General features: G+C 38.0%; 21 protein-coding genes and 1 pseudogene. 7 read left to right on the top strand and 15 right to left on the bottom strand.

What is annotated here, in order from left to right; all coding sequences use genetic code 11:
* Positions 1 to 215: 215 nt before the first annotated feature.
* On the bottom strand, positions 216 to 1205 hold the full coding sequence (locus V8V91_RS09610) for a glycoside hydrolase family 18 protein (protein WP_373399874.1): 990 nt from the start codon (positions 1203 to 1205) through the stop codon (positions 216 to 218).
* A gap of 41 nt (positions 1206 to 1246) precedes the next feature.
* A complete protein-coding gene (locus tag V8V91_RS09605; RefSeq protein ID WP_373399873.1) occupies positions 1247 to 1429 on the bottom strand; it encodes a hypothetical protein in 183 nt (60 codons plus the stop codon).
* Between the two features lie 352 nt (positions 1430 to 1781).
* On the opposite strand from V8V91_RS09605, the gene V8V91_RS09600 reads away from it, so the two are divergent.
* The 4 genes from V8V91_RS09600 to V8V91_RS09585 are packed head-to-tail and all read left to right on the top strand — an operon-like array spanning position 1782 to position 4921.
* Positions 1782 to 3068 (top strand): PEP/pyruvate-binding domain-containing protein, encoded by a 1287-nt coding sequence (locus V8V91_RS09600; protein WP_373399872.1) that lies wholly within the window; start codon positions 1782 to 1784, stop codon positions 3066 to 3068.
* A complete protein-coding gene (locus tag V8V91_RS09595) occupies positions 3035 to 3286 on the top strand; it encodes a hypothetical protein (protein WP_373399871.1) in 252 nt (83 codons plus the stop codon). The genes V8V91_RS09600 and V8V91_RS09595 overlap by 34 nt, the downstream gene beginning before the upstream one ends.
* An 11-nt stretch (positions 3287 to 3297) precedes the next feature.
* A complete protein-coding gene (locus tag V8V91_RS09590) occupies positions 3298 to 4182 on the top strand; it encodes a putative PEP-binding protein (protein ID WP_373399870.1) in 885 nt (294 codons plus the stop codon).
* A complete protein-coding gene (locus V8V91_RS09585) occupies positions 4163 to 4921 on the top strand; it encodes a glucose 1-dehydrogenase (RefSeq protein WP_373399869.1) in 759 nt (252 codons plus the stop codon). Before V8V91_RS09590 ends, V8V91_RS09585 begins: the two co-directional genes overlap by 20 nt.
* A gap of 18 nt (positions 4922 to 4939) precedes the next feature.
* Here V8V91_RS09585 and V8V91_RS09580 read toward each other — a convergent pair whose 3' ends face one another.
* Positions 4940 to 5671 carry a hypothetical protein gene (locus V8V91_RS09580; RefSeq protein WP_373399868.1) on the bottom strand — a complete coding sequence of 244 codons (732 nt, stop codon included), beginning with the start codon at positions 5669 to 5671 and terminating at the stop codon, positions 4940 to 4942.
* Between the two features lie 667 nt (positions 5672 to 6338).
* Between V8V91_RS09580 and V8V91_RS09575 the strand changes: the two genes are divergently transcribed.
* On the top strand, positions 6339 to 6665 hold the full coding sequence (locus V8V91_RS09575) for a bestrophin family ion channel (protein WP_373399867.1): 327 nt from the start codon (positions 6339 to 6341) through the stop codon (positions 6663 to 6665).
* Entirely contained in the window at positions 6662 to 7288 is a 627-nt protein-coding gene (locus V8V91_RS09570; protein WP_373399866.1) for a bestrophin family ion channel, read from the top strand. Before V8V91_RS09575 ends, V8V91_RS09570 begins: the two co-directional genes overlap by 4 nt.
* Before the next feature lie 71 nt (positions 7289 to 7359).
* Here the strand turns inward: V8V91_RS09570 and V8V91_RS09565 are convergent, their stop codons facing one another.
* The 12 genes and pseudogenes from V8V91_RS09565 to V8V91_RS09510 form a co-directional block, all read right to left on the bottom strand.
* Entirely contained in the window at positions 7360 to 8787 is a 1428-nt protein-coding gene (locus V8V91_RS09565; RefSeq protein WP_373400648.1) for an arylsulfatase, read from the bottom strand.
* 160 nt (positions 8788 to 8947) lie between these two features.
* On the bottom strand, positions 8948 to 9505 hold the full coding sequence (gene purN, locus V8V91_RS09560) for a phosphoribosylglycinamide formyltransferase (protein ID WP_373399865.1): 558 nt from the start codon (positions 9503 to 9505) through the stop codon (positions 8948 to 8950).
* A 243-nt stretch (positions 9506 to 9748) separates the two neighbouring features.
* Positions 9749 to 10990, bottom strand: a complete 1242-nt coding sequence (locus V8V91_RS09555; protein ID WP_373399864.1) for a glutamate-5-semialdehyde dehydrogenase — start codon at positions 10988 to 10990, stop codon at positions 9749 to 9751.
* Positions 10983 to 11411: a PUA domain-containing protein gene (locus V8V91_RS09550; RefSeq protein ID WP_373399863.1), complete on the bottom strand. Its 429-nt coding sequence runs from the start codon at positions 11409 to 11411 to the stop codon at positions 10983 to 10985. The genes V8V91_RS09555 and V8V91_RS09550 overlap by 8 nt, the downstream gene beginning before the upstream one ends.
* Positions 11375 to 11824 (bottom strand): hypothetical protein, encoded by a 450-nt coding sequence (locus V8V91_RS09545; protein WP_373399862.1) that lies wholly within the window; start codon positions 11822 to 11824, stop codon positions 11375 to 11377. Before V8V91_RS09545 ends, V8V91_RS09550 begins: the two co-directional genes overlap by 37 nt.
* A 40-nt stretch (positions 11825 to 11864) precedes the next feature.
* Positions 11865 to 12062, bottom strand: a complete 198-nt coding sequence (locus tag V8V91_RS09540) for a hypothetical protein (protein WP_373399861.1) — start codon at positions 12060 to 12062, stop codon at positions 11865 to 11867.
* A 169-nt stretch (positions 12063 to 12231) separates the two neighbouring features.
* Entirely contained in the window at positions 12232 to 13104 is an 873-nt protein-coding gene (locus V8V91_RS09535; RefSeq protein WP_373399860.1) for a geranylgeranylglycerol-phosphate geranylgeranyltransferase, read from the bottom strand.
* Between the two features lie 176 nt (positions 13105 to 13280).
* Positions 13281 to 14225 carry a carbon-nitrogen hydrolase family protein gene (locus V8V91_RS09530; RefSeq protein WP_373399859.1) on the bottom strand — a complete coding sequence of 315 codons (945 nt, stop codon included), beginning with the start codon at positions 14223 to 14225 and terminating at the stop codon, positions 13281 to 13283.
* Between the two features lie 128 nt (positions 14226 to 14353).
* Positions 14354 to 15213 (bottom strand): annotated as a pseudogene (locus V8V91_RS09525) (ROK family protein).
* Between the two features lie 102 nt (positions 15214 to 15315).
* Positions 15316 to 17643 carry a glucosamine-6-phosphate isomerase gene (locus tag V8V91_RS09520; protein WP_373399858.1) on the bottom strand — a complete coding sequence of 776 codons (2328 nt, stop codon included), beginning with the start codon at positions 17641 to 17643 and terminating at the stop codon, positions 15316 to 15318.
* 235 nt (positions 17644 to 17878) lie between these two features.
* Positions 17879 to 18427 carry a putative nucleotidyltransferase substrate binding domain-containing protein gene (locus V8V91_RS09515; RefSeq protein ID WP_373399857.1) on the bottom strand — a complete coding sequence of 183 codons (549 nt, stop codon included), beginning with the start codon at positions 18425 to 18427 and terminating at the stop codon, positions 17879 to 17881.
* Positions 18424 to 19332, bottom strand: a complete 909-nt coding sequence (locus tag V8V91_RS09510) for a DUF294 nucleotidyltransferase-like domain-containing protein (RefSeq protein ID WP_373399856.1) — start codon at positions 19330 to 19332, stop codon at positions 18424 to 18426. Before V8V91_RS09510 ends, V8V91_RS09515 begins: the two co-directional genes overlap by 4 nt.
* A gap of 52 nt (positions 19333 to 19384) precedes the next feature.
* Between V8V91_RS09510 and V8V91_RS09505 the strand changes: the two genes are divergently transcribed.
* Complete coding sequence (locus tag V8V91_RS09505; RefSeq protein ID WP_373399855.1) at positions 19385 to 19864, top strand: gluconokinase; 480 nt, start codon at positions 19385 to 19387, stop codon at positions 19862 to 19864.
* Positions 19865 to 19928 lie beyond the last annotated feature (64 nt).

Raw genomic sequence — 19928 nt, 5'->3', positions numbered from 1 at the left:
GATTAGCGTGTAAAAGGTTTTCGCCCTTATGCATTACGTGACTTCAGACGCTGGCCATCTTTTTCTTAGTTTTTCCAATTGAAATAAACATCCTAATAAAGGTTTTTTGCTAAGGTGAAATAATTATTAAGTTTTTAATTGGAAGTTTAAAAGAAAAAAGGTGCAGCTACCAATGTGTTGGAAACTACACCTTTCGATTTTTATTCTGGACAAATTTAATTGTTGGCAGCTTTATAAATTGCATCAAGTAAGCTTCCAGCTTCTTTGGTGTCATTTCCAAGTTCCCAGAACATAATACCTCCTAATCCTTTTTCCATGGTGTATTCGGTTTTTAAGGCGACAGAAACAGTGTCATCATAGGAAACAAATAAGCTGTCCTCGGCATTGTACATGTACGGTGATTTGGCTTTTTCATCCCAATAGCGTTTGAATTTGCCATCAGGTTCATATTTATCACGAATTTGATGATAAGCCATCCAGCCTATATGTAAGCCACCGCTCAATTGATAAAGTCCGTTGTTTACTGGGGGAACACCTTTCCAAACTCTTCCATAAAATGCACTGCCGATGACTATTTGTTTGGGATCCACTCCTTCTTGGATCAGGAAGTCCACAATTTTTTCAGCTGATCTAGGGTCAGGGTCTAGGTTTCCACCACTTTGGTATAAGCTGTCTAGGTGTGCTTGAAATGGGGTTCCTTCAATATCTCCTTTTTTTACATCACCTAGGGGCGTATGGTGTCCAGTATAAATTGAAACACCAGAAACTTGATCGTAAGTCATGACGTTGGTATAGTCCGCATATTTCATGACTTCATTTACTTCAATGAAATCATAATAGCGTTTCCAACCCGCAGATGCAAAAGTTAAAATTTTCGGAGTTTCGAATTCATCCAGCATCTCTCTCAAGCCTTTCATCAACTCGGTGAAATTCTTGGTGTCTTCTGGTCTAGCCATGGTTCCTGCACCAGATATTCCTGGGTATTCCCAGTCCATGTCCATCCCATCAAGATTGTATTTTGCAATAAATTCTGAAGCACTCTTGATGAATTTAGCTCGGCTTTCTTCGGTCAAAGCCATGTCAGAGAATCCATCAGCTCCCCAACCTCCGCAGGCAATCATGACTTTCAAATCAGGATTACGCTCTTTTTGTTTGACCAATGCTTCCAGTTTAGGCCCTGCTGCTTCTTCATTTCTAAATTTCATTTCCCCATCGATGACATTGGTAAATGAATAGATGATATGGGTCAGCTTTTCAACAGGAATTTTTCAGGTTGATAATCACGTTCGGCAACATAATAAGCCATAATTACAGGATCAGAAGTAAGTATCCCTGTGTTTTGTGATGTTTCCTGCTCATTTTCGATTGGAGCCGAGCAACTCGCAATGAGTGTCAAGAGAAAAATAAAAGAGAGGTAAGAGGTTTTCAATGTGGTCAGGTTTTATACTTAATTAATAATTTTTATTAAGTAGCAATTACTTAAATTAAATTCTTTTTTAATAATGAAGAGGGAAAAAGATATTGTTAAAGGGTATAATTTATTGTTTCAGAGTATTGGCTGAGTCTAGATGCTTTATAATGAGAGGGTTTGAAACGACCTTTTTCTCTATCAAATAAATAAAGATAGACCCACCTGAGAGTTAAAAAATCTTGAGAAGCAATCTATAGAATTCATAATAAATAGCTGATTAATATCATGATTTCACCCCTTTTGCATCATGAACAGCTCATCACAAAATGGGTAAATTGAATCATTCATTTTGGTTTAGACAACAGGGATTATGAATGATCTAGTGATTTCTTTTGAAACAATTGGCATTGGAGATGTTCCTAAAGTTGGAGGGAAAAATGCTTCCCTTGGGGAGATGTACCAAAAGCTGACTCCCTTAGGAATTCGCATTCCCAATGGTTTCGCAGTGACAGCAGCAGGCTACGGACTATTTTTAAAAGAAAATAAGCTCAATCAATCCATTCAGGAAAAGCTTTCCGAATTGGATTTAGATAATTTTTCCAATCTCCGGGAAGTTTCAGGGGAAATCAAGTCCTTGATTTTGCATGGCAAGGTACCAGATGATTTAGCTAAAGAAATTGTTCATTCCTACCAAAGCCTGGGAGGGTTGAATCGAATCAATCCTGATGTGGCAGTGAGAAGTAGCGCGACTGCGGAAGACCTGCCCGGAGCTAGTTTTGCAGGATTACACGAATCATTTTTAAATATCAAGGGGGAGCAGGAATTATTGAAAGCGGTCCGTTCCTGTTTTGCCTCTTTATATAATGGAAGGGCTATCAAGTACCGTCATGACAAAGGATTTGATCATTTGGAAATAGCCCTTTCAGTGGGAGTTCAATTGATGGTGCGAGCTGACAAGGCCAGTAGTGGTGTATGTTTTTCCATAGATCCTGAGTCAGGTTTTTCTCAATCGGTTTTGATAACAGGTTGTTGGGGATTAGGGGAAAATATCGTGCAAGGAGCGGTCATTCCTGATGAGTTTTTGGTATTTAAGCCAAGTATTAAAAAAGGTAAAAGAGCCATTCTTTCCAAAAAAGTAGGATCAAAGACCAAAACCATGATTTATTCCAAGGATGGGGGAGTAGTCAATCTGGATACCAGTAAGGAGAAGCAAAAAGCTTTTGTCTTGAATGATGAGGAAATTGAAATTCTGGGTCAATGGGCGATCAAGATTGAGAACCATTACGGTATGCCTATGGACATTGAATGGGCAAAAGATGGTCTTTCAGGTGACTTATTTATTGTGCAGGCTAGACCGGAAACAGTGCATGCAGATAAAGACCCTTACCTGCTGAAGGAATATGCTCTTGCAGAAAAAGGGGAATTGCTTTGTTCGGGATATGCTATTGGAGGTGGAATTACCTCTGGCAAAGTAAAAATCATTCTTTCACCTTCTGAAGCAGATCAATTGGAAGAAGGTGACATTTTGGTCACTGAGAATACTAACCCAGATTGGGATCCTGTGATGAAAAAGCAGGTGCAATCATTACCTCGAAAGGAGGACGAACCAGTCATGCTGCAATTGTGGCCAGAGAAGTGGGGGCTTTGGCAATCGTAGGTGCCGAAGGAGCCTTTGAAATGCTTAGCAATGGGGATTTGGTAACCTTGGATAATTCATCGGGAAAAATTGGGAAAGTGTATCAAGGAAAGCTGAAATGGAAGACCACAGAACATGACTTTCATGGATTGACTCTCCCAAAAACTAAACCTATGTTTATTTTGGCTGATCCGGATAAAGCTTTTAATCTTTTTCTTTTTTCCCGAACCAAGGAGTAGGCCTAATGCGGATGGAATTTGTAGTAAATAATAGTATCCGAATCCATCCAATGGCCTTGGTGAATTTTGATCAGTTGAAGGATAAAAAAGAGCAAGCTTTGATTGAGGAATTGTGCGAAGGATATATTGATAAAAAAGAATATTTCATAGATAAACTATCACAGGCAATTGGAACTATATCCGCTGCATTCCATCCAAAAGATGTGATTTTAAGAATGAGTGACTTCAAGTCAAATGAATATGCCAATTTAATCGGTGGGCATCAATTTGAACATGAAGAGGAAAACCCCATGATTGGATTTCGGGGTGCCTCAAGATATTATCATGAGCGTTACCGGGATGGATTTGCCTTAGAATGCGCTGCGGTTAAAAGGGTGAGAGATGAAATGGGGTTGGAAAATTTAAAGGTGATGATTCCTTTTTGCCGAACACCTGAAGAAGGGCGAAGGGTAGTCAAAATTCTTCAAGAGGAAGGAATCAAGCAGGGAGAAAATGGATTGGAGATTTATGTTATGGCAGAGATTCCTTCCAATGTGATCTTGGCAAAAGAATTTTCGGAAATTTTTGATGGGTTTTCTATTGGATCCAATGATTTAACCCAATTGACTTTGGGAGTGGATAGGGATTCAGAAGTGTTGAGTGAACTATTTGAAGAGCAAAATTCAGCCGTCAAATGGATGATATCAGAAGTGATTCGTGTGGCCAGAAAAGAGGGAAAGAAAATTGGATTATGTGGTCAGGCTCCCAGCGATAACCCTGCTTTTGCTCAATTTTTAATAGCTCAAGGAATAGATAGTATTTCTTTTAATCCCGATGCATTACTAAAAGGTATTGAGAATATGATTCAAGCAGAAACCCAAAATAAAATACACAAAAATGAAAAAGCTAGAAAATAAAACGGCGATTGTCACCGGTGCGGCTTCTGGTATGGGAAAAGCAATTGCTAGATTGTTTGCCTTAAATGGAGCAAAAGTGGTAGTGGTGGACTTAAACCCAGATGATGCAATGGATACTGCAGAAATGATCCGGATGGAGGGCGGCCATGCCATTGGGTTAAAATGTGATGTGTCCAATGAAAGTCAGGTCAAAAAAATGATCCATGCGGCTCAATTAGAATTTGGTTCCATTGATATTCTTGTTAATAATGCAGGAATTATGGATGATTTTACCCCATTGGATAAAGTGACAAATGAACGTTGGGAGAAAGTCATGGGAGTCAATATTAATGGTCCTTTTTATATATCAAGGGAGGCAATTGTTCCTATGTTGAAGCAGGGAAAAGGTGTGATGATTCATATTTCATCAATAGGGGGAACACATGGAGCAAGAGCTGGCCTAGCTTATACAACCTCGAAGCATGCTCTGATAGGAATGAGTAGAAATATAGGATTCATGTATGCGAAAAAAGGGATAAGGAGCAACGTCATTGCACCCGGAGGAGTCAATACGAATATCATGCAAAATGCTTCGCCCGATGAAGAAGGGGCCAAGCTTTGCAGTTCAGGGGCAGCTTCCATGCCCAGAATGGGAGAACCTGATGAGATTGCAAAAATTGCCTTATTTCTAGCAAGTGAAGACTCCTCCTTTGTCAACGGAGAAGTCTTAACAGCTGATGGAGGATGGACTGCTTATTAAATGGACTGTTTGTTTTGATTATCCTTTAATGATAGTAGTCAAAAATGATTGTATTGCTTCTGACCTTCCTAAGGGTTCCAAAAGACAAACAATTAGGTTGATAGCAACTGCCAGATAGGTAGCAGGATGCTTTAGTTTGTTGAATTTCCAAGCTGCAAGTAACAATATACCGATGATGATTGCTTGTGTTAGATATAAGGATGGCATTAATGGAATGTTTGGCCAATCATCAATCATGATTCCAAAATGAACATTCTGAATTCCTCGCCCTAGCGCTGGCATCATGATCAAGAAGACGGTAGAAGTTAACCACCAGGCATGATCTTCCAAGGATTTTCTGGTGAGTATACTTTTTATGACAGCATAAATAAATGCCATGATCATGATGATTTCAACAGAAGCAACTCCAAAGAAAAACCAAGGTTCAAAGGGGCCAAACCGCTCAGGTTCTGCCATGGATAATTGAGTAGTTCTAATGTCTCTATACAACATGCTAAAAGCTGTGATCCCTACACCACCTGCTAGAAACATTCCAATGATACCATTGGTACGGTGTTTTTCCAGCATTCCATGTGTGGCATAGTAAGGTTGGATGATGAGGTAGATGTACCAAATAGTACCAGTGATGTAATGGATATGCACAGACCAAGCGTTATCAGTAAAATCACCCCAATAGTCCCTAAAAATCCCTAATTGCATTAACACTAAAGGAACAATCATCCACTTATACAAACTTTTATACTTTTCCATTCTCACAAAATATTTTGGTGATGAAACTAAAAAGGAATTGAAACATGAACTCCATACTTCTTTCAGGAAGGGTCATGCAAAGGCACTTTGTAATGTTCAAGTTCCTAATTGATTAAGCAGTTATTAGAAAGTTGGATAGTTCTCGGTACTGCAAAAAGATTGCTTAATCAATAAAAATTTAATCATTTAAAATAAGTAAAAAATGTAATTATTCAAATAATGAATTGTAATTAAAAAATTAATTACATACTTAAATCATTGGATGGATTTGATATTTTCAAACTACTTGTCGTAGTTCTATTTAGTATTTACTATTGAAAATTTGATTAAATAAAATGATCAGTTGACTTTTCCAGTCTGGATATTGCTAAACAATTTGGGGCATTATTTTGTAGTTGGTAAATGGGTGATAGTATAAGTTCATACTAACCGTTTTTTCAATGAATCGATTCTAGGAATCAAAGTATAAATTTCCAGAAGTTTCATCCATATGAAAAAGTATACCTTCAATATTATAAATGTAAAATTCTTAAGAACTAATTATTTTGACCTATTTTACAATGGGTTAATCCTTTAATAAAGCAATTCTCACCAGTTGTCTACATGACCTTATTTGGATGCTGGGGTCATTGCTGATTTACATATTAATTAAAACCTCAGATTTAGAATGATAGTACATAATAAGTTTGATTGGCAACTAGTATTAAAATTTAGCCTGAAGAATATACTTTTTAGCATCGGTGTTACTTCTCTTGCTTTCCTTTTACATTTCATTATTGGGGTGAATTCTTGGCAAATACCTATTACAATCATTGCAACTTTAGGTACTGCTTTGGCGATTATTCTCGGGTTTCGAAATGGATCAGCATACGACCGGTGGTGGGAGGCCCGCAAAATTTGGGGTGGACTGGTTAATGACAGTAGAACTTATTTGCGGCAAATACTTTCCATGGTTCACCCAAATCTTGAAAAAGTAATAATAACGGAAGTTTGAGTGCCGTTCAAAAGGATTTGATATTTACACATCTTAGCTTCATTCATGCACTCCGGCTTCAACTTAGAGGAAATTCTGATGAAATTGAATGGAATGAAAAAGTGTACCGAGCTTTGAAAGAGGAAACTCTTAAAGAAATTCGAGATAAATCTAATAAAGCAACACAGTTACTCATACAACAGGGTATGAAGTTAGATGAGTGTCTTAAAAATGGCTTTATAAATGAGATTATTTACATAAATCTGGAGAATACTCTAACTCGTTTAACTGACCATCAAGGTAAGTCTGAGAGGATTAAACATACTCCTTTGCCGAAAGCCTACGAAATTTTCAATAGAATCTTATTGGGTTTATTCATCTTTTTTCTTCCTTTTTCTTTATTGCCAATTTTTAATCAAATGGGTGAGCTATGGCTAGTTTTTCCATTGACCATTTTGATTTCTTGGGTCTTTTTTGGAATTCATAAAATGGGGCTGTTAATGGCAAATCCTTTTGAAAATTTCAGATGGGACGTTCCGCTAGATGCCATTTGTAATACGATTGAAATTGACTTGCTAGAAGCTATTAATGCCGATTCAATTCCTGAGAAATTAAAACCTGATGAAGATGGGATATTGATGTGAGTGATTGCTCATTTTTAATAAACTCATTTTGATCATGTCTCATTGATCGTATTTGAATTCCAAAAATAGGTTTAATCTTTTCGGTAAACAGTCTTTTCTCCGCTTTTATATTTCTCTAACTGTAAATTCAGTTCCTCTACTTTTTCAGGAAAATCTCTATACAGATTATTCTTTTGTTCTGGGTCTTCGTTCATATTAAATAATAATCCGGGAGTATTGAAGTCTGAATACCCTCTCAATTCTGCAAAATCTTCAGGTATGTTTCTATGTCCTCCTGTAGAGTCATTGATAAATAACCAATCCCTTTTTCGGATTCCCCAAATAGAAGCATAAGTATTATGAATAGTAGCTTCCCTCAATGGGGATTGATAAGATTCTCCTTTCCAAACAGGTAAAAAATTATAGCTATCAGGAGCAGCGTCTTCGGGAAGTGTAATTTCAGCAGCATTTGCCAAAGTAGCCATGAGGTCAATTTGGGAAATTACTTCAGTTGATACAGTTCCAGCTTTGATTTTGTTTGGCCATTTCACAATCATGGGAACGTGATGGCCTCCTTCCCAAACGTCTCTTTTTAAACCCCTAAAATCCCCCATACTAAAATGGTTATATTCTAGGCCTCGTGCCCATGCATAATGTTCAGGCCCATTATCTGAACTAAATATCACAATGGTATTTTCTTCCAATCCATTTTCTTTAAGAGCCTTTAAAACTTGTCCAGCTACCCAGTCTGTCTGTACCACAAAATCTCCATATCCTCCAGCCTGAGATGTTCCATCAAATTCTTCATTTGGTATGATAGGAGCATGTGGCGAAGGCAATGCAAAATATAAGAAAAAGGGTTGGTCTTGACTCTGATTGCCAATCCATTCCAGAGTCTTTTGGGTCAAAGTAGGTAAAACCTCATAGGGATTCCAATCTTTTACTTTTGGACCAACCCGGAATTCCCAATTACCTTCCTTTGTTTCAAATCCCACTTGATTAAATTCCATCAGTTCAGTTGGGGCTTCCAGGAAACGATTGTTTTCTATCCAGGCATAGGGAGGGAAGTTGATGGTCCCATCTCCAAAATAATAGTCAAATCCTCGATCAGTTGGTCCCCCAGCGATGGGCTTAGTCCAATCAATATCCTCAGGAAGTACTTGGTTTGGGTTGTTAATTTGACCAGTTGAATCATTTTTTGATACCCAATTCCAACCAAGATGCCATTTCCCGATAGCTGCAGTGGTATAACCTTTTGTTTTTAAAAGTTGAGGTAGTGTGATATCTGAGTCTTTAAAGAATGATTTGCCAAAAGCCCCGACAATTTCATGTTGTCTTCGCCAATGATACATGCCTGTAAGGAGGGCAAATCTGCTTGGAGAACATATTCCTGAGGAGCTATGTGCATCTGTAAAACGCATGCCTTCTGCAGCTAGTTGATCTAGGAATGGAGTAGGGATTTTAGAAGTAGGGTTTTGAACGTTCAAGTCCCCATAGCCCATATCATCTGCATAGATGATGACGATGTTTGGAGGTGGATTTTTTTGGTGCCACAGCCTATGACAATTAGAAAAAAACGATGGATAAAAATGAAATAAGCTTAGGCATACCTTAAGTAAAGGATAGGCGTGTAGTTGTTGGAAATAGAATTAAAGGTTAGTCTTTATTCGAACTCTAGGTTCAAAGTAACCCTTCAATCACTTTTGGGAAATATTTATGTTCCAATTCATGAACTTTGGCAGCAATACTGTCAGGAGTGTCCAATTCATCAATAGGCGTGTGGGCCTGAAAAATGATTTTCCCTTCGTCATAATTTTCATTGACCAAATGGATGGTAATGCCGGTTTCTTTTTCTCCTGCTGCTTTTACAGCCTCATGAACATGAGCACCGTACATGCCTTTTCCTCCATATTTGGGAAGTAATGCTGGATGAATGTTAACCATGTGATCTGGAAACGCTCGGGTAAGAGCATCTGGAATTTTTAGAAGAAACCCTGCCAAAATCACCCAGTCAATTTGTTCTTCTTCCAATTTTTTCAGCAAAATACCTTCTTCCATTTCTTTCCTTGTAAAGGTGAAGGTAGGGACCTGGAAATTCTTTGCTCGTTCTAGCACATATGCACCAGGCTTGTTGGATGCAACCAAAACTACTTTTCCTTTATCAGAGTTTTGAAAATGCTCCATGATTTTTTCGGCATTGCTACCACTTCCGGATGCTAATATGGCAAGACGTTTCAAGGGATTTTAGTTTTATTCGGATACTGCGAAATTAAGGGATTCTCTCGGAAAGGAGTCAAGGGGCTGGGTGTTTTTTAACGAAATTGGTTGAATAGGAAAGATTTTCAGATGGTAATTAAGGATATATAGATGATTTATGTATTTAGTTTAAATTCAGAATTCCCTTGCTTTATAGGGCTTGATTTTTCCCAAAAACAAAAGTCGATAAGTGATAGTTTGGAAGTTGTTCCCTGATCTCTATAATTAATCCCTCACTTGTCCATTGCCTCGAATCACCCATTTGTAGCTACACAGCTCTTTCAAAGCCATTGGTCCTCGAGCATGTAGCTTTTGGGTGCTGATGCCAATTTCCGCACCTAAGCCAAATTGAGCTCCATCCGTAAAAGCAGTGGAGGTGTTTTCATATACAGCGGCGGCATCTACTTCCAAAAGGAAACGATCGATGTGTCCTTGAGTATTCGATACAATGGCTTCCGAATGTTTGGAAGAATACGTAGCAATATGGTCCAAGGCCTCATCTAAATTCGATACGGTTTTTATTGCCATTTTTAAACTGAGAAACTCTGTTCCAAAATGGGACTCGTCTGCTAAAGAAATGAGTTCGTGTTTATGAAGGACCTCCCAGGATTTTTGGTCTGCAAATACCTGTACCTCTTTTTGGAGGAGAGGAGCTATCAATTCATTGAGATTTGGAAGAATAGACTCATGGACAATCAGGCAGTCCAACGAATTACAAACACTTGGTCTTCTGGTTTTACTATTGAGAATAATCGCTGCAGCTTTTTCTAAATCTGCAGATTCATCCACATAAGTATGAACAATTCCAGCTCCTGTTTCAATAACAGGGACTTTTGCATTTTCTCTGACAAAATTGATCAGACCCTGAGATCCTCTAGGGATAATGACATCCACAAAATCCACTGCTTCCAATAAGGCTTTGGTGGAGGTACGTTCCGGAGGTAAAAGCTGAAAGGCGGAAGTAGGCAACCCATGATTTTCCAGTACTTGATGAATAAGGCTCATAATTGCTCTGTTGGAATGATTCGCATCAGAACCTCCTTTTAATACCAAGCCATTTCCAGATTTAAGTGCCAATGAAAAAACATCAAAGGTTACATTGGGCCTGGCTTCATAGATGATTCCTATTACACCAAGTGGCACTGTAATTTTCTGTAACCCCAAACCATTTTCAAGGGTTTTGCTTTCCAATACCTGATGCAATGGACCAGGTAATGCACTGACTTGTACCAGTTCACCTGCAATCCCCGCGATACGTTCTTCTGTCAACAACAAACGATCATACATGGGGTTTTCGGGGTCCATTCTTTGAAGATCTTTCTCGTTTTCCTCGAGAAGAAAAGGAGCATTTTCGACAGCAAATACGGCTAAATTATGAAGCACAAAATTGACCTGATCATTCGTGATGCCAGTCAGTTTTCTTGCGCCCTTTTTTACTTCTTCAAAAATATGTTGGTACTCAGTCATAATCGAAAATATAGAGGTAATCGTAATGAATCAATGCTTTTTGGTTTTTTTGACCTATTCTTTCCAAGGCCAATTTACTAGAGTATTCGGCTCTTCCTAGACCTAATTTTTCTCCTTTTTCATCTTTGATGACCAAGATGTCCCCTTTGGAAAATTCACCAATTACATGGGTGATCCCAATGGGCAAAAGGCTTCGAATTACTTCCGAATGGAGTGAGTTTTTGGCTCCTTCGTTTACTATAAGTTCTCCCTTATAATATTCAGTTCCATGGGCCAACCATTTTTTGACTCCTTGTTTAGCTTTCTTTGGTTCAAACCAAGTGCATCGTAGTTTCTGGGAAGCAAATTCGTCTAATACCCCGTCTTTTTTACCATTCGCGATGATTACCTGAATTCCCAAATTGGCAGATTTTTTTGCCATAGCATATTTGGTGAGCATACCCCTCTTCCAAAAGAGGATTTGGTTGCGGAAATATACTTGCTCACTTCCGGTAAAGAGGAAGAGACTTTTTCAATCAATGTGGAGGAAGGATCCGCTGGATTTCCCGTAAATATGCCATCTACATTGGTTAGAAGTAATAAAGAGTCTGCATTAATCATGGCGGCTGTTAAGCTTGCTAACTCATCATTATCCGTAAACATCAATTCTGTAATGGTCACGGTGTCATTTTCGTTGATAATGGGAAGAATACCTTGTGAAAGCAATGCCTGAATACAATTTTTCATGTTTAGGAAATGCTTTCTGTCCCGGAAATCCTCTTTTGTTACAAGGATCTGTGCCACTTCTTGCCCATGTTTTTCGAATAGATTCTGGTATTGATTGATCAGCCTCACCTGCCCAGTGGATGACCAAATTTGTTTTTGAAAACCGGGTTTAATTTTTTGGAAAGGGGATGGCTTGTCTGCCAAAAGCTACTGCACCGGAACTCACCAATACTACCTTTTTTCCAGATTTAATCAGACGTTGAATTTGATTCACCAATTCCTCCATCCGTATCAAATCAGGAAGTCCGTTTTCCTGTGTCAATACGTTGGAGCCTATTTTGATCACCAGAAGTTTGCTGTTCAGCATAATCTAAAAATTTGCCCGAAAATAGGGAAGTTGAAAGGGAATTGCTAAAAATTAATGAATGGAGATTTTTTAAATGTAGTATTAGAAGGAAGTGTTTAGATTAAAAACCCTATAAAACGGTTGAGTTTGGTCGATTCACAAAAAAAAATACCTGAAGAACTTCTAAGGCCTAAAGCAATCCCATACTTAAGGTTCCCACTAGCATCAAAATTTTTGCAAATGCACTGAGCTGGGTAAATTGAGATTTTCTGTCCGCATAATAAATCCGGTACATAAACAAGCCAAAGAAAATTCCCATCACTCCAAAATAATAGAATAAGTTGGGGGAATTGATTTTAATGGCTACGATTAAAATGGAGATGACAAAAGACAAAGCAATGGCAAAAATCACCTTTTTTGTATTGTGAAAGCCAATCACTATGGGTAAGGTTCTGCAGCCATGTTTACGATCTCCAGGTCGATCTTCAATATCCTTTAGGATTTCTCTAATCAAGTTCAAAAAGAAAGCAAAAATCGCATAAGTTAAAATGAGCAATTCCGACTTCTGGTAATAGATGGCAATCATGTAAATCGTAGCCCCAGTCAAGAAAGCAACGGATAGATTCCCAATAAATGGTTCTCTTTTCAGTCTGTTACTATAAAGCCAAAGTAGAAATGCTGCAAAGAAATTCACCAACCCGATGTAAGGAGATACCATAAACCCTAAACCTATTCCTGTGAAGTTAAGAATGGTATGTAGGAATATCACTACCCTTCTTTTAATTCCTTTACCCACGACTACTTCATTCGGGCGGTTGACATAGTCAATTTTCACATCATAGTAATCATTGATCATATACCCTGCCGCTGCAATAATAATCGTAGAAAACACCATTAAATAAAGGTGGTAATCCTTAAGCACAGGAAGACCTGAATTGGTAGTGGTTACCAAAAAATAGGCTGTCATAATTTGGGCAAATGCAACCATGAGCAAGTTGATAGGCCTGCTTATTCGAAATAAACCTCCGAATGAAATGGTCCGGTCCATGCTTATTGCATCCATACTCCAAAAATAGCTTAATTCATTTCATTAACTTACTATTTACTAGGGGAATACTAAAAAAACGGTTCCGTAATTTTCAAGGTTTTTAAATTTCTGATTTATTATCAGTTAAGTTTCTATTATTGAGGCTTTTAAGCTCATTCTTTGTTTAAAGACAGGGTTTATGGAGAAGAAAGCTAATTCTTTGTATAAGTGACTGCGCTTTGTCTTTCTCTATTAACATGTAATTGCAATACATCTGGTCTGGAATAATGTCCCACTGGATCAAAGTTTTGTCTTTCTTCTAATACTCGGTTAAAGTCTAACGTTTCAATCAAGAGACCTTCTTGAAGGGGAACTGGTTCAAGTATCCATTTTCCATCTGGTCCAGCAATGCAAGAACCTCCATCTGCCAAAACTTCGGGTGAATTTTCTATTATGGTTTTCAAATGTGGAGTGTCTTTCGGAAAATCTGTTGTCCTCATTAAGCTGGAAACTGAAATGACATAAGATCTACTTTCCTGTGCGATCATTCTGGTGATATTTTCTGTGTTTCTTACAGCTCCTGGCCAAACGGCAATGTGGAGGCTCTCTCCTAATCCGTAAAGGGCTGTCCTAGCTAAGGGCATCCAGTTTTCCCAGCAATTAAGTCCTCCAACTGTAAACTCCTTCAAGGGGTGAACCTGAAGTCCATTGCCATCCCCAGGAGACCAAGTTAATCGTTCTTCATAGGTAGGTTGGAGCTTTCGGTGCACCGATTTGATTTCACCGATTTGATTGATATAAACCAAACTACAATAGATGCTGTGTCCTCCTCGATCCTTTGGTTTTTCGATAATTCCCAGATAGATAGCCATTTCATGCGATTTAGCCAGTTCTTGGATTTCAGTAAGATCTCCTGATTCTATCTGAACAGCATTTCGCAAGTAGTGTGCATGTATTTCTTTTTGGGTTTGGTTATCCCAAGCTGATCCATTGGTAATGGACAACCAAAATGGATATCCTGGAACAAGCCCTTCTCCGAAGATGATTAATTCACAGTTTTTTTCTGCAGCTTCAAGGATAGCTGTTTTGACTTTTTCTAAAGTTTTATGTTTATCCAGCCATACAGGGGCAATTTGAGCCAATGCTACAGTTAACATGTTTTTCATACGAAAGCTTTTGCATGAAAATAATAGAATATGAATTGAAATGCATTGAAAAATGTCCAAAACAAAAAAAGCGACCCATTTTTGGGCCGCATTTTTATCTATCTAAACCAACTTATTAACTAACTATTTACCACTTCAGGCTCCACATCTACTAGCGCAACAGCTCCATGAATGGCTGTTTCGTCTAGTTCTGAAAGGAGAATCTGTAAATTTTCAAGTACGGTAGGGTACATGAATGTGGATAATGTTTTATACAAAGAATCCTTAAACAAAGGATATGATTTCCTGATTGATCCGCCAAGAACGATGGCCTCAGGAGCTAAGGCATATAAAATATGCTTGATGAGTTCCCCAAATGATGTCCATATTCTTCAAAGGCTTTGATGGCATTTTTGTCTCCAGCCATGGCTAATTTAGCAAGTGCTTTGGGTCTCTGATGATAGAAATTATGAAAGAATTTGCCGCTGCAATAAAATTCATAATTATTATCCAAATAAGGTGCACTGCACCATTCCCCAGCAGCAGAAGTGACGCCACTATAAAGTTGTCCGTTGATTACGATACCTCCTCCCACACCGGTACCAAGTGTAATGCCTACCAGATTTTTAAACTTCTTTCCGACACCATACTTATGAACGCCTAATGCAAAGCAATTAGCGTCGTTGTTTATGAATACAGGTTTTCCGAATTTCTGGAAAACAAATTTTCTCAATTCAACATGCTGAAATGCCGGTATGTTTGCAAGACCGAGTACTATTCCTTCATCTACATTTACCAAACCAGGGATTCCTATACCAATACCTTCAATATCATGATGTAAATAGGACTCGATAAACATGGCAATGGTTTCTAATATATGATCTTGATCTTGATCAGCAGGGGTTGGTATTGATCGAATATCTTCTAGATGTCCTTTGATCAAAACACCACCTTTTATGCCTGTGCCTCCGATGTCCAATCCCAAAATGGCCTTTTCCATTCGATTTGGTTTACTGTTGTTATGGTTTAAGGTTTGATAAAAGCAATGTTAATGATGAATCACTAACATTGCTTATGGCTTTAAGTTTAAATTAAGGGCTGATTAAAGCATGCCTTCGATTGATTTTTCAAGTTCTCTTGCAGTTGCAAGGAATTCTTCTACGTTCATATCTCTAAAGAAAATCAAGCCATGGCTAGATCTAACTTTAGCTCTTTCATGCTGGTAGAAGTAATTTTTACCTAATAGCAACTGTATGTCATTCAGTTGGTTAACCCAAATTCTTTTGGCAACGGTACTGAATTTTCCGTTATGAGAATAACTTGGGAAAGAAGCGTTCACTTGACTTAAGTAACAGTTTGCAAAGGAATCTTCCATGACTGACATGTCACCAAGAGAAACTGGTACGATTACATTAGCCTCATGAGGTTCAAATTTAAACCAAACGTTTCTGTAACCAATAATTCTCAAGTTACTGATATCTTTTTCTTCACCCCACTGTCGAACAGCTTCTGCAGTCGCTTGTAAAACTTTGTAGTGGGTGTCAGGACCAGAACCTTCAGGATCGAGCGTTAAACTAATCTTTGTTGGATTGATTTTTCGGAACATTTCCACGATCGGTTCTACGTCTCGTTTTTTATCTGGCTGTTCTGTGAAAATATCTCCTGTATAGAACCCAAGTCTTAAGTGATGTACATTTTTGACTTGAACTCCGAAGTGAGCCCATACTAATTCCTCTTCAAACTCACGGATCATTCCTTTCAGCTTTTGAATCTTTGATGGGTTTTTCTCTCCATCATAGCTATTTTTCAAAATGCTGATTACCTCATTGATGGTTTCTCTTAACTGCGTGGTGTTTTTTACTCCAAAAACAATTACCAAAGCTCTTACTACTCTGTGGCATAGACCTCTAACTCTTTCGTCAGCTCTTTCTGAAGCCACATTGGTCAAGAAGTGATAAACATCTTTGTCTGTCTTTAGACTATAGCCAATTTCAAAGAAGTCTTCGAAATTAACCATCTGGATTCTATTCTCATCCAGTAATTTTTTGGTTTGCTGTAAGGTGTCTATTACAAAAGTGTTGGTCACTGCTGTAAAGCCTGACGTCAATACTGAGAAATGTGCTTCATTCGTCGGCTCATGAAGCTGATTCGTGATATGCGGTAAAATCCCCAGGGAGATATCGTCATGGTGAGGACCGGTATGAAGTAATACCTCATCTGTCTCCTGTTCCAATCCTTTGGCTAATTTTGCCTCAGTACTTTTCATGACCTGATTTACAGTGTCCTCAGAAAGTTCCGGGATCATTCGAGTATATTTATCTGCTTTCAGATCAGAAAGCTTCACACGGTGGCCGTATTTTCCAATTTTCTTGCAAAGATCAATTACTGCTCTTTCAGTTTTCTCCCAAGTCCATTCTCCTTTTTCATAATAAGCATCAATGGAGTCAGTTAATTTTACCGCTGCCCCTTTAGTAAGGTAGAACCTTCCGTTTTTAAGTTTCTGAAGTACTGTTCCAGGGAAAACGTTATCTAATGGGGTTTCTAATGAATCTTTTACTATTCCTGCTTTTGCCTCACCAGCAGCAATGATAATTGCAACTGCTTCTGGGTTATAAACGATGGTATCTAAACCTATGGTGATAACCAGTCTGTTTGCAGATACTTCAATACCTCCCAAATCACCGGCAGCTACTGCTTGGGTTTCAAAGTTGGTTTCTGTCAATCTTGTGACGGAGAAAATATGGGAACCCCTTGTATTAAAGGCAATATGGCCATCAGGTCCGATTCCTCCTAAGAAGAAACCTATACCACCTTTATCTCTGATTTTCTGCTCATAGTCTCCGCACCATTTATCGATTAAGTAAATGGATTCTTGTTGAAGTTTTTCAAGATCATTTTCCGGATCTCTGAATCTAAGAGATAAATCTACTTTTAGGTCCGGGAATACCTCTTTATAGGTCAATCCATTCGCCAAAGGAATCTCATCAGAGTTGATTAAGATGGCGTTTTCCTTTGCTAAACCGAATCCCTCAATGTAAAATTTATTTACGTAGTGATAGAAACTGTTTTGTTGCTCAGAAGAGATTGGATAAAATTCATCAATCTGGACAAAGGTCAAATCTTTTAAAACTGGCTTTTTGCAGTTTCCTAACCCATACCTCTCTCTGACTTCTTTACCTTTTTTGTTGTCCCAATTGTCCAAAAGGAATTGAGTCCATTTAATAAAGAATTCTGGAGATTTTCCAGTTGGTAAGCTGATAACTCCATTTGGGTTTTCCGAAACCCATTCTAGAAAACGGCATGCAGTGAGCAAACCAAGTTTCGGGAAATTATCAACGGTTAAATAGGGAATAAGAGTGCTTATTTTCTCAATCCCGGATTCCTTAAGAAAACTTTTTTCTACTTCTGAAAGAGGGTACTTACTTAGCATGCTATTAGAACAGGTTAGGTATAGTTGGGAATAATAAAATTATATTCATTTGAATCCAAATAATATTCAGTTAAACGTAAGTGTAAATCGTTATAACTTCGATTTGACTTATTATTTAAAAATAATATTTGGTGTAAAAGTGATTGGATTAATCAATCTTCCACTAAACAAATTTAAAAAAGTTTTTGAATAAAAAGCACTTTAATAAAAATTTTATAAAAGTATTCCTCTTTCCTTACAAAGTCCTGGTAAAAGCCAATTTAATTCTTGCTTGGAATTCTTCGATTACCTTAAAAATTTCCAAAAGAGTGACGGACTGAACTTTTGTGATTTGATTGATAATTAAAAAGTTTTTAGGTTTTTCTTTCTTTTCTAGAATCAATTGCGATTGGTTTTCTAGGCGAAGTGCCATCAAATAATCAAAAGCATGAATTAATTCCTGAGCCTCTTTATCGGAGAATACTCCTTTATCTCTAAGTAATTCAATCCTTCGGTTAGTGTTTGTTTCAAATACCCGATATTTTAAGGCATAGACTCTGGCCAAGTCTACAATAGGGCGCATGATCTGTTTTAAATTTACTTGCCTTTCGCCATCAATGGTCTCAGTTTTAATTTTCCTGAAAAAAGTAATAGGGGGTTCGTACTGGAGTGCATTGTATCCTAAGTTGATGTAAAACTTCTCAGGAGCTTTTTGCAATTGGATGTCCATATATTCTTTCAGGTTTTCCAATAAAGAATACTCTCCATAAATCGCTCTGCAGTCAAAAAAAGTAGCGTAATTCATCGCTGTTTCTTGGGAAGCATCCTGTATCCAACTTTCATAGTTTTTTTCCAATGGGAGAGAGAATGCGTCCATCTTGGATTCATGGCCATCAGTTCTCCTTCACAAAAGACAATTCCGATTTCATTTAAGGCTGTGGAAACACGGGTTGCAAAATCCAAAAAATAGGCTCTTACTTCTTCTCGGTGCTCGTTGGCTTTGTCCTCATATATAATCGCATTATCCTGATCGGTTTTCAAAGTCAATTCTCCACGACCCTCACTGCCCAAAACAAAAAACACGAATTTTGCCGGAGCAGGACCAATTTCCTTAAATACTCGCTCTATGACTCTTTGCGCTATCGTATCAACTACTGTGGTGATGATCTGATTGACGATCCCTGCTTTCATTCCTCTAGACAAAAGCAAGTGAATGATTTCAGGCATTCGATTCCACTTTTCTGTAAGCTCAGGGATTTGTCTGGCCTCTTTTACAGATTGGATAAACATGAAGGGACCTTGGGACTGTTCTGTCAGTATTTTTGTTCTACTGATCCAGCCGACATATTTGCCATTCTCTTCCACTAATAAATAGCGAGACCTGGTCCTAAACATCAGCATCAAGGCTTCTACCAAATATGCTTGGGGGCTGATCGTGACCATATCAGATTCCATGATTTCAGATACCTGAATGGTTGCGGATAGTTGTTTTGCGAGTAGTTGATCTCTTAAGGTAATATCTGTAATATAACCAATGATCTGTTCTGGGGGTACTCCTATAAATAAGCAACTCACTTTTTCTTGGGACATTTTTGCTGCACATTCAAAAACAGGGGTTTCTGGAAGGGCCAATCTTAAGTTTCGAAAGTGAAGATCACTTACTTTTTTGGAGTAAAAATGGTCAGTGACAACGGGTGTGGAAAAATCCATTTTGCAAAAATTTTGAAGAGTTGAAAATAATTAATTTTCCTAACTTGGCTTCATGCTAATTATCGTTACAGGAGTTTCAGGGACAGGCAAAACTACTATTGGAAAAGGCCTATCAAATCATTTCAAGTTACCATTTTTTGATGCAGATAACTTCCATCCTCCAGAGAATATAGAAAAAATGAGCAATGGCTTTCCCTTGAATGATAAGGATAGGTTACCCTGGCTTCAAGCATTGGCAAATCAATTAATGGAATCTGAGAAATCTGGCGGAGCTGTTTTGGCTTGCTCTGCTTTGAAACAATCTTACCGGGATATTTTACAGGTAAATGATCAGGTAAAATGGATACACCTGGAAGGAGATAGGGAATTGATTTGGGAAAGGATGTTGGCCCGAAAGAACCACTACATGAAAGCCAGTATGTTAGATTCTCAGATTGCAACCTGGGAAGAGCCTGATTTTGGGCTCAAATTATCTATTGCCAATTCTCCAGAAAAAATGATTGAAGAAGCCATTTCATACATTCATAAATAGAGAAATTGTAAGCCTCAATGAAATAAAAGAGTTGCATACAACTTTTGAATAAACGAACTTAATC

The sequence above is a fragment of the Algoriphagus halophilus genome, from assembly GCF_041729275.1.
GTDB lineage: Bacteria > Bacteroidota > Bacteroidia > Cytophagales > Cyclobacteriaceae > Algoriphagus > Algoriphagus halophilus_A.
The sequence above is the reverse complement of the archived record's forward strand: the minus strand, read 5'-3'. Positions and strand labels throughout refer to the sequence as shown.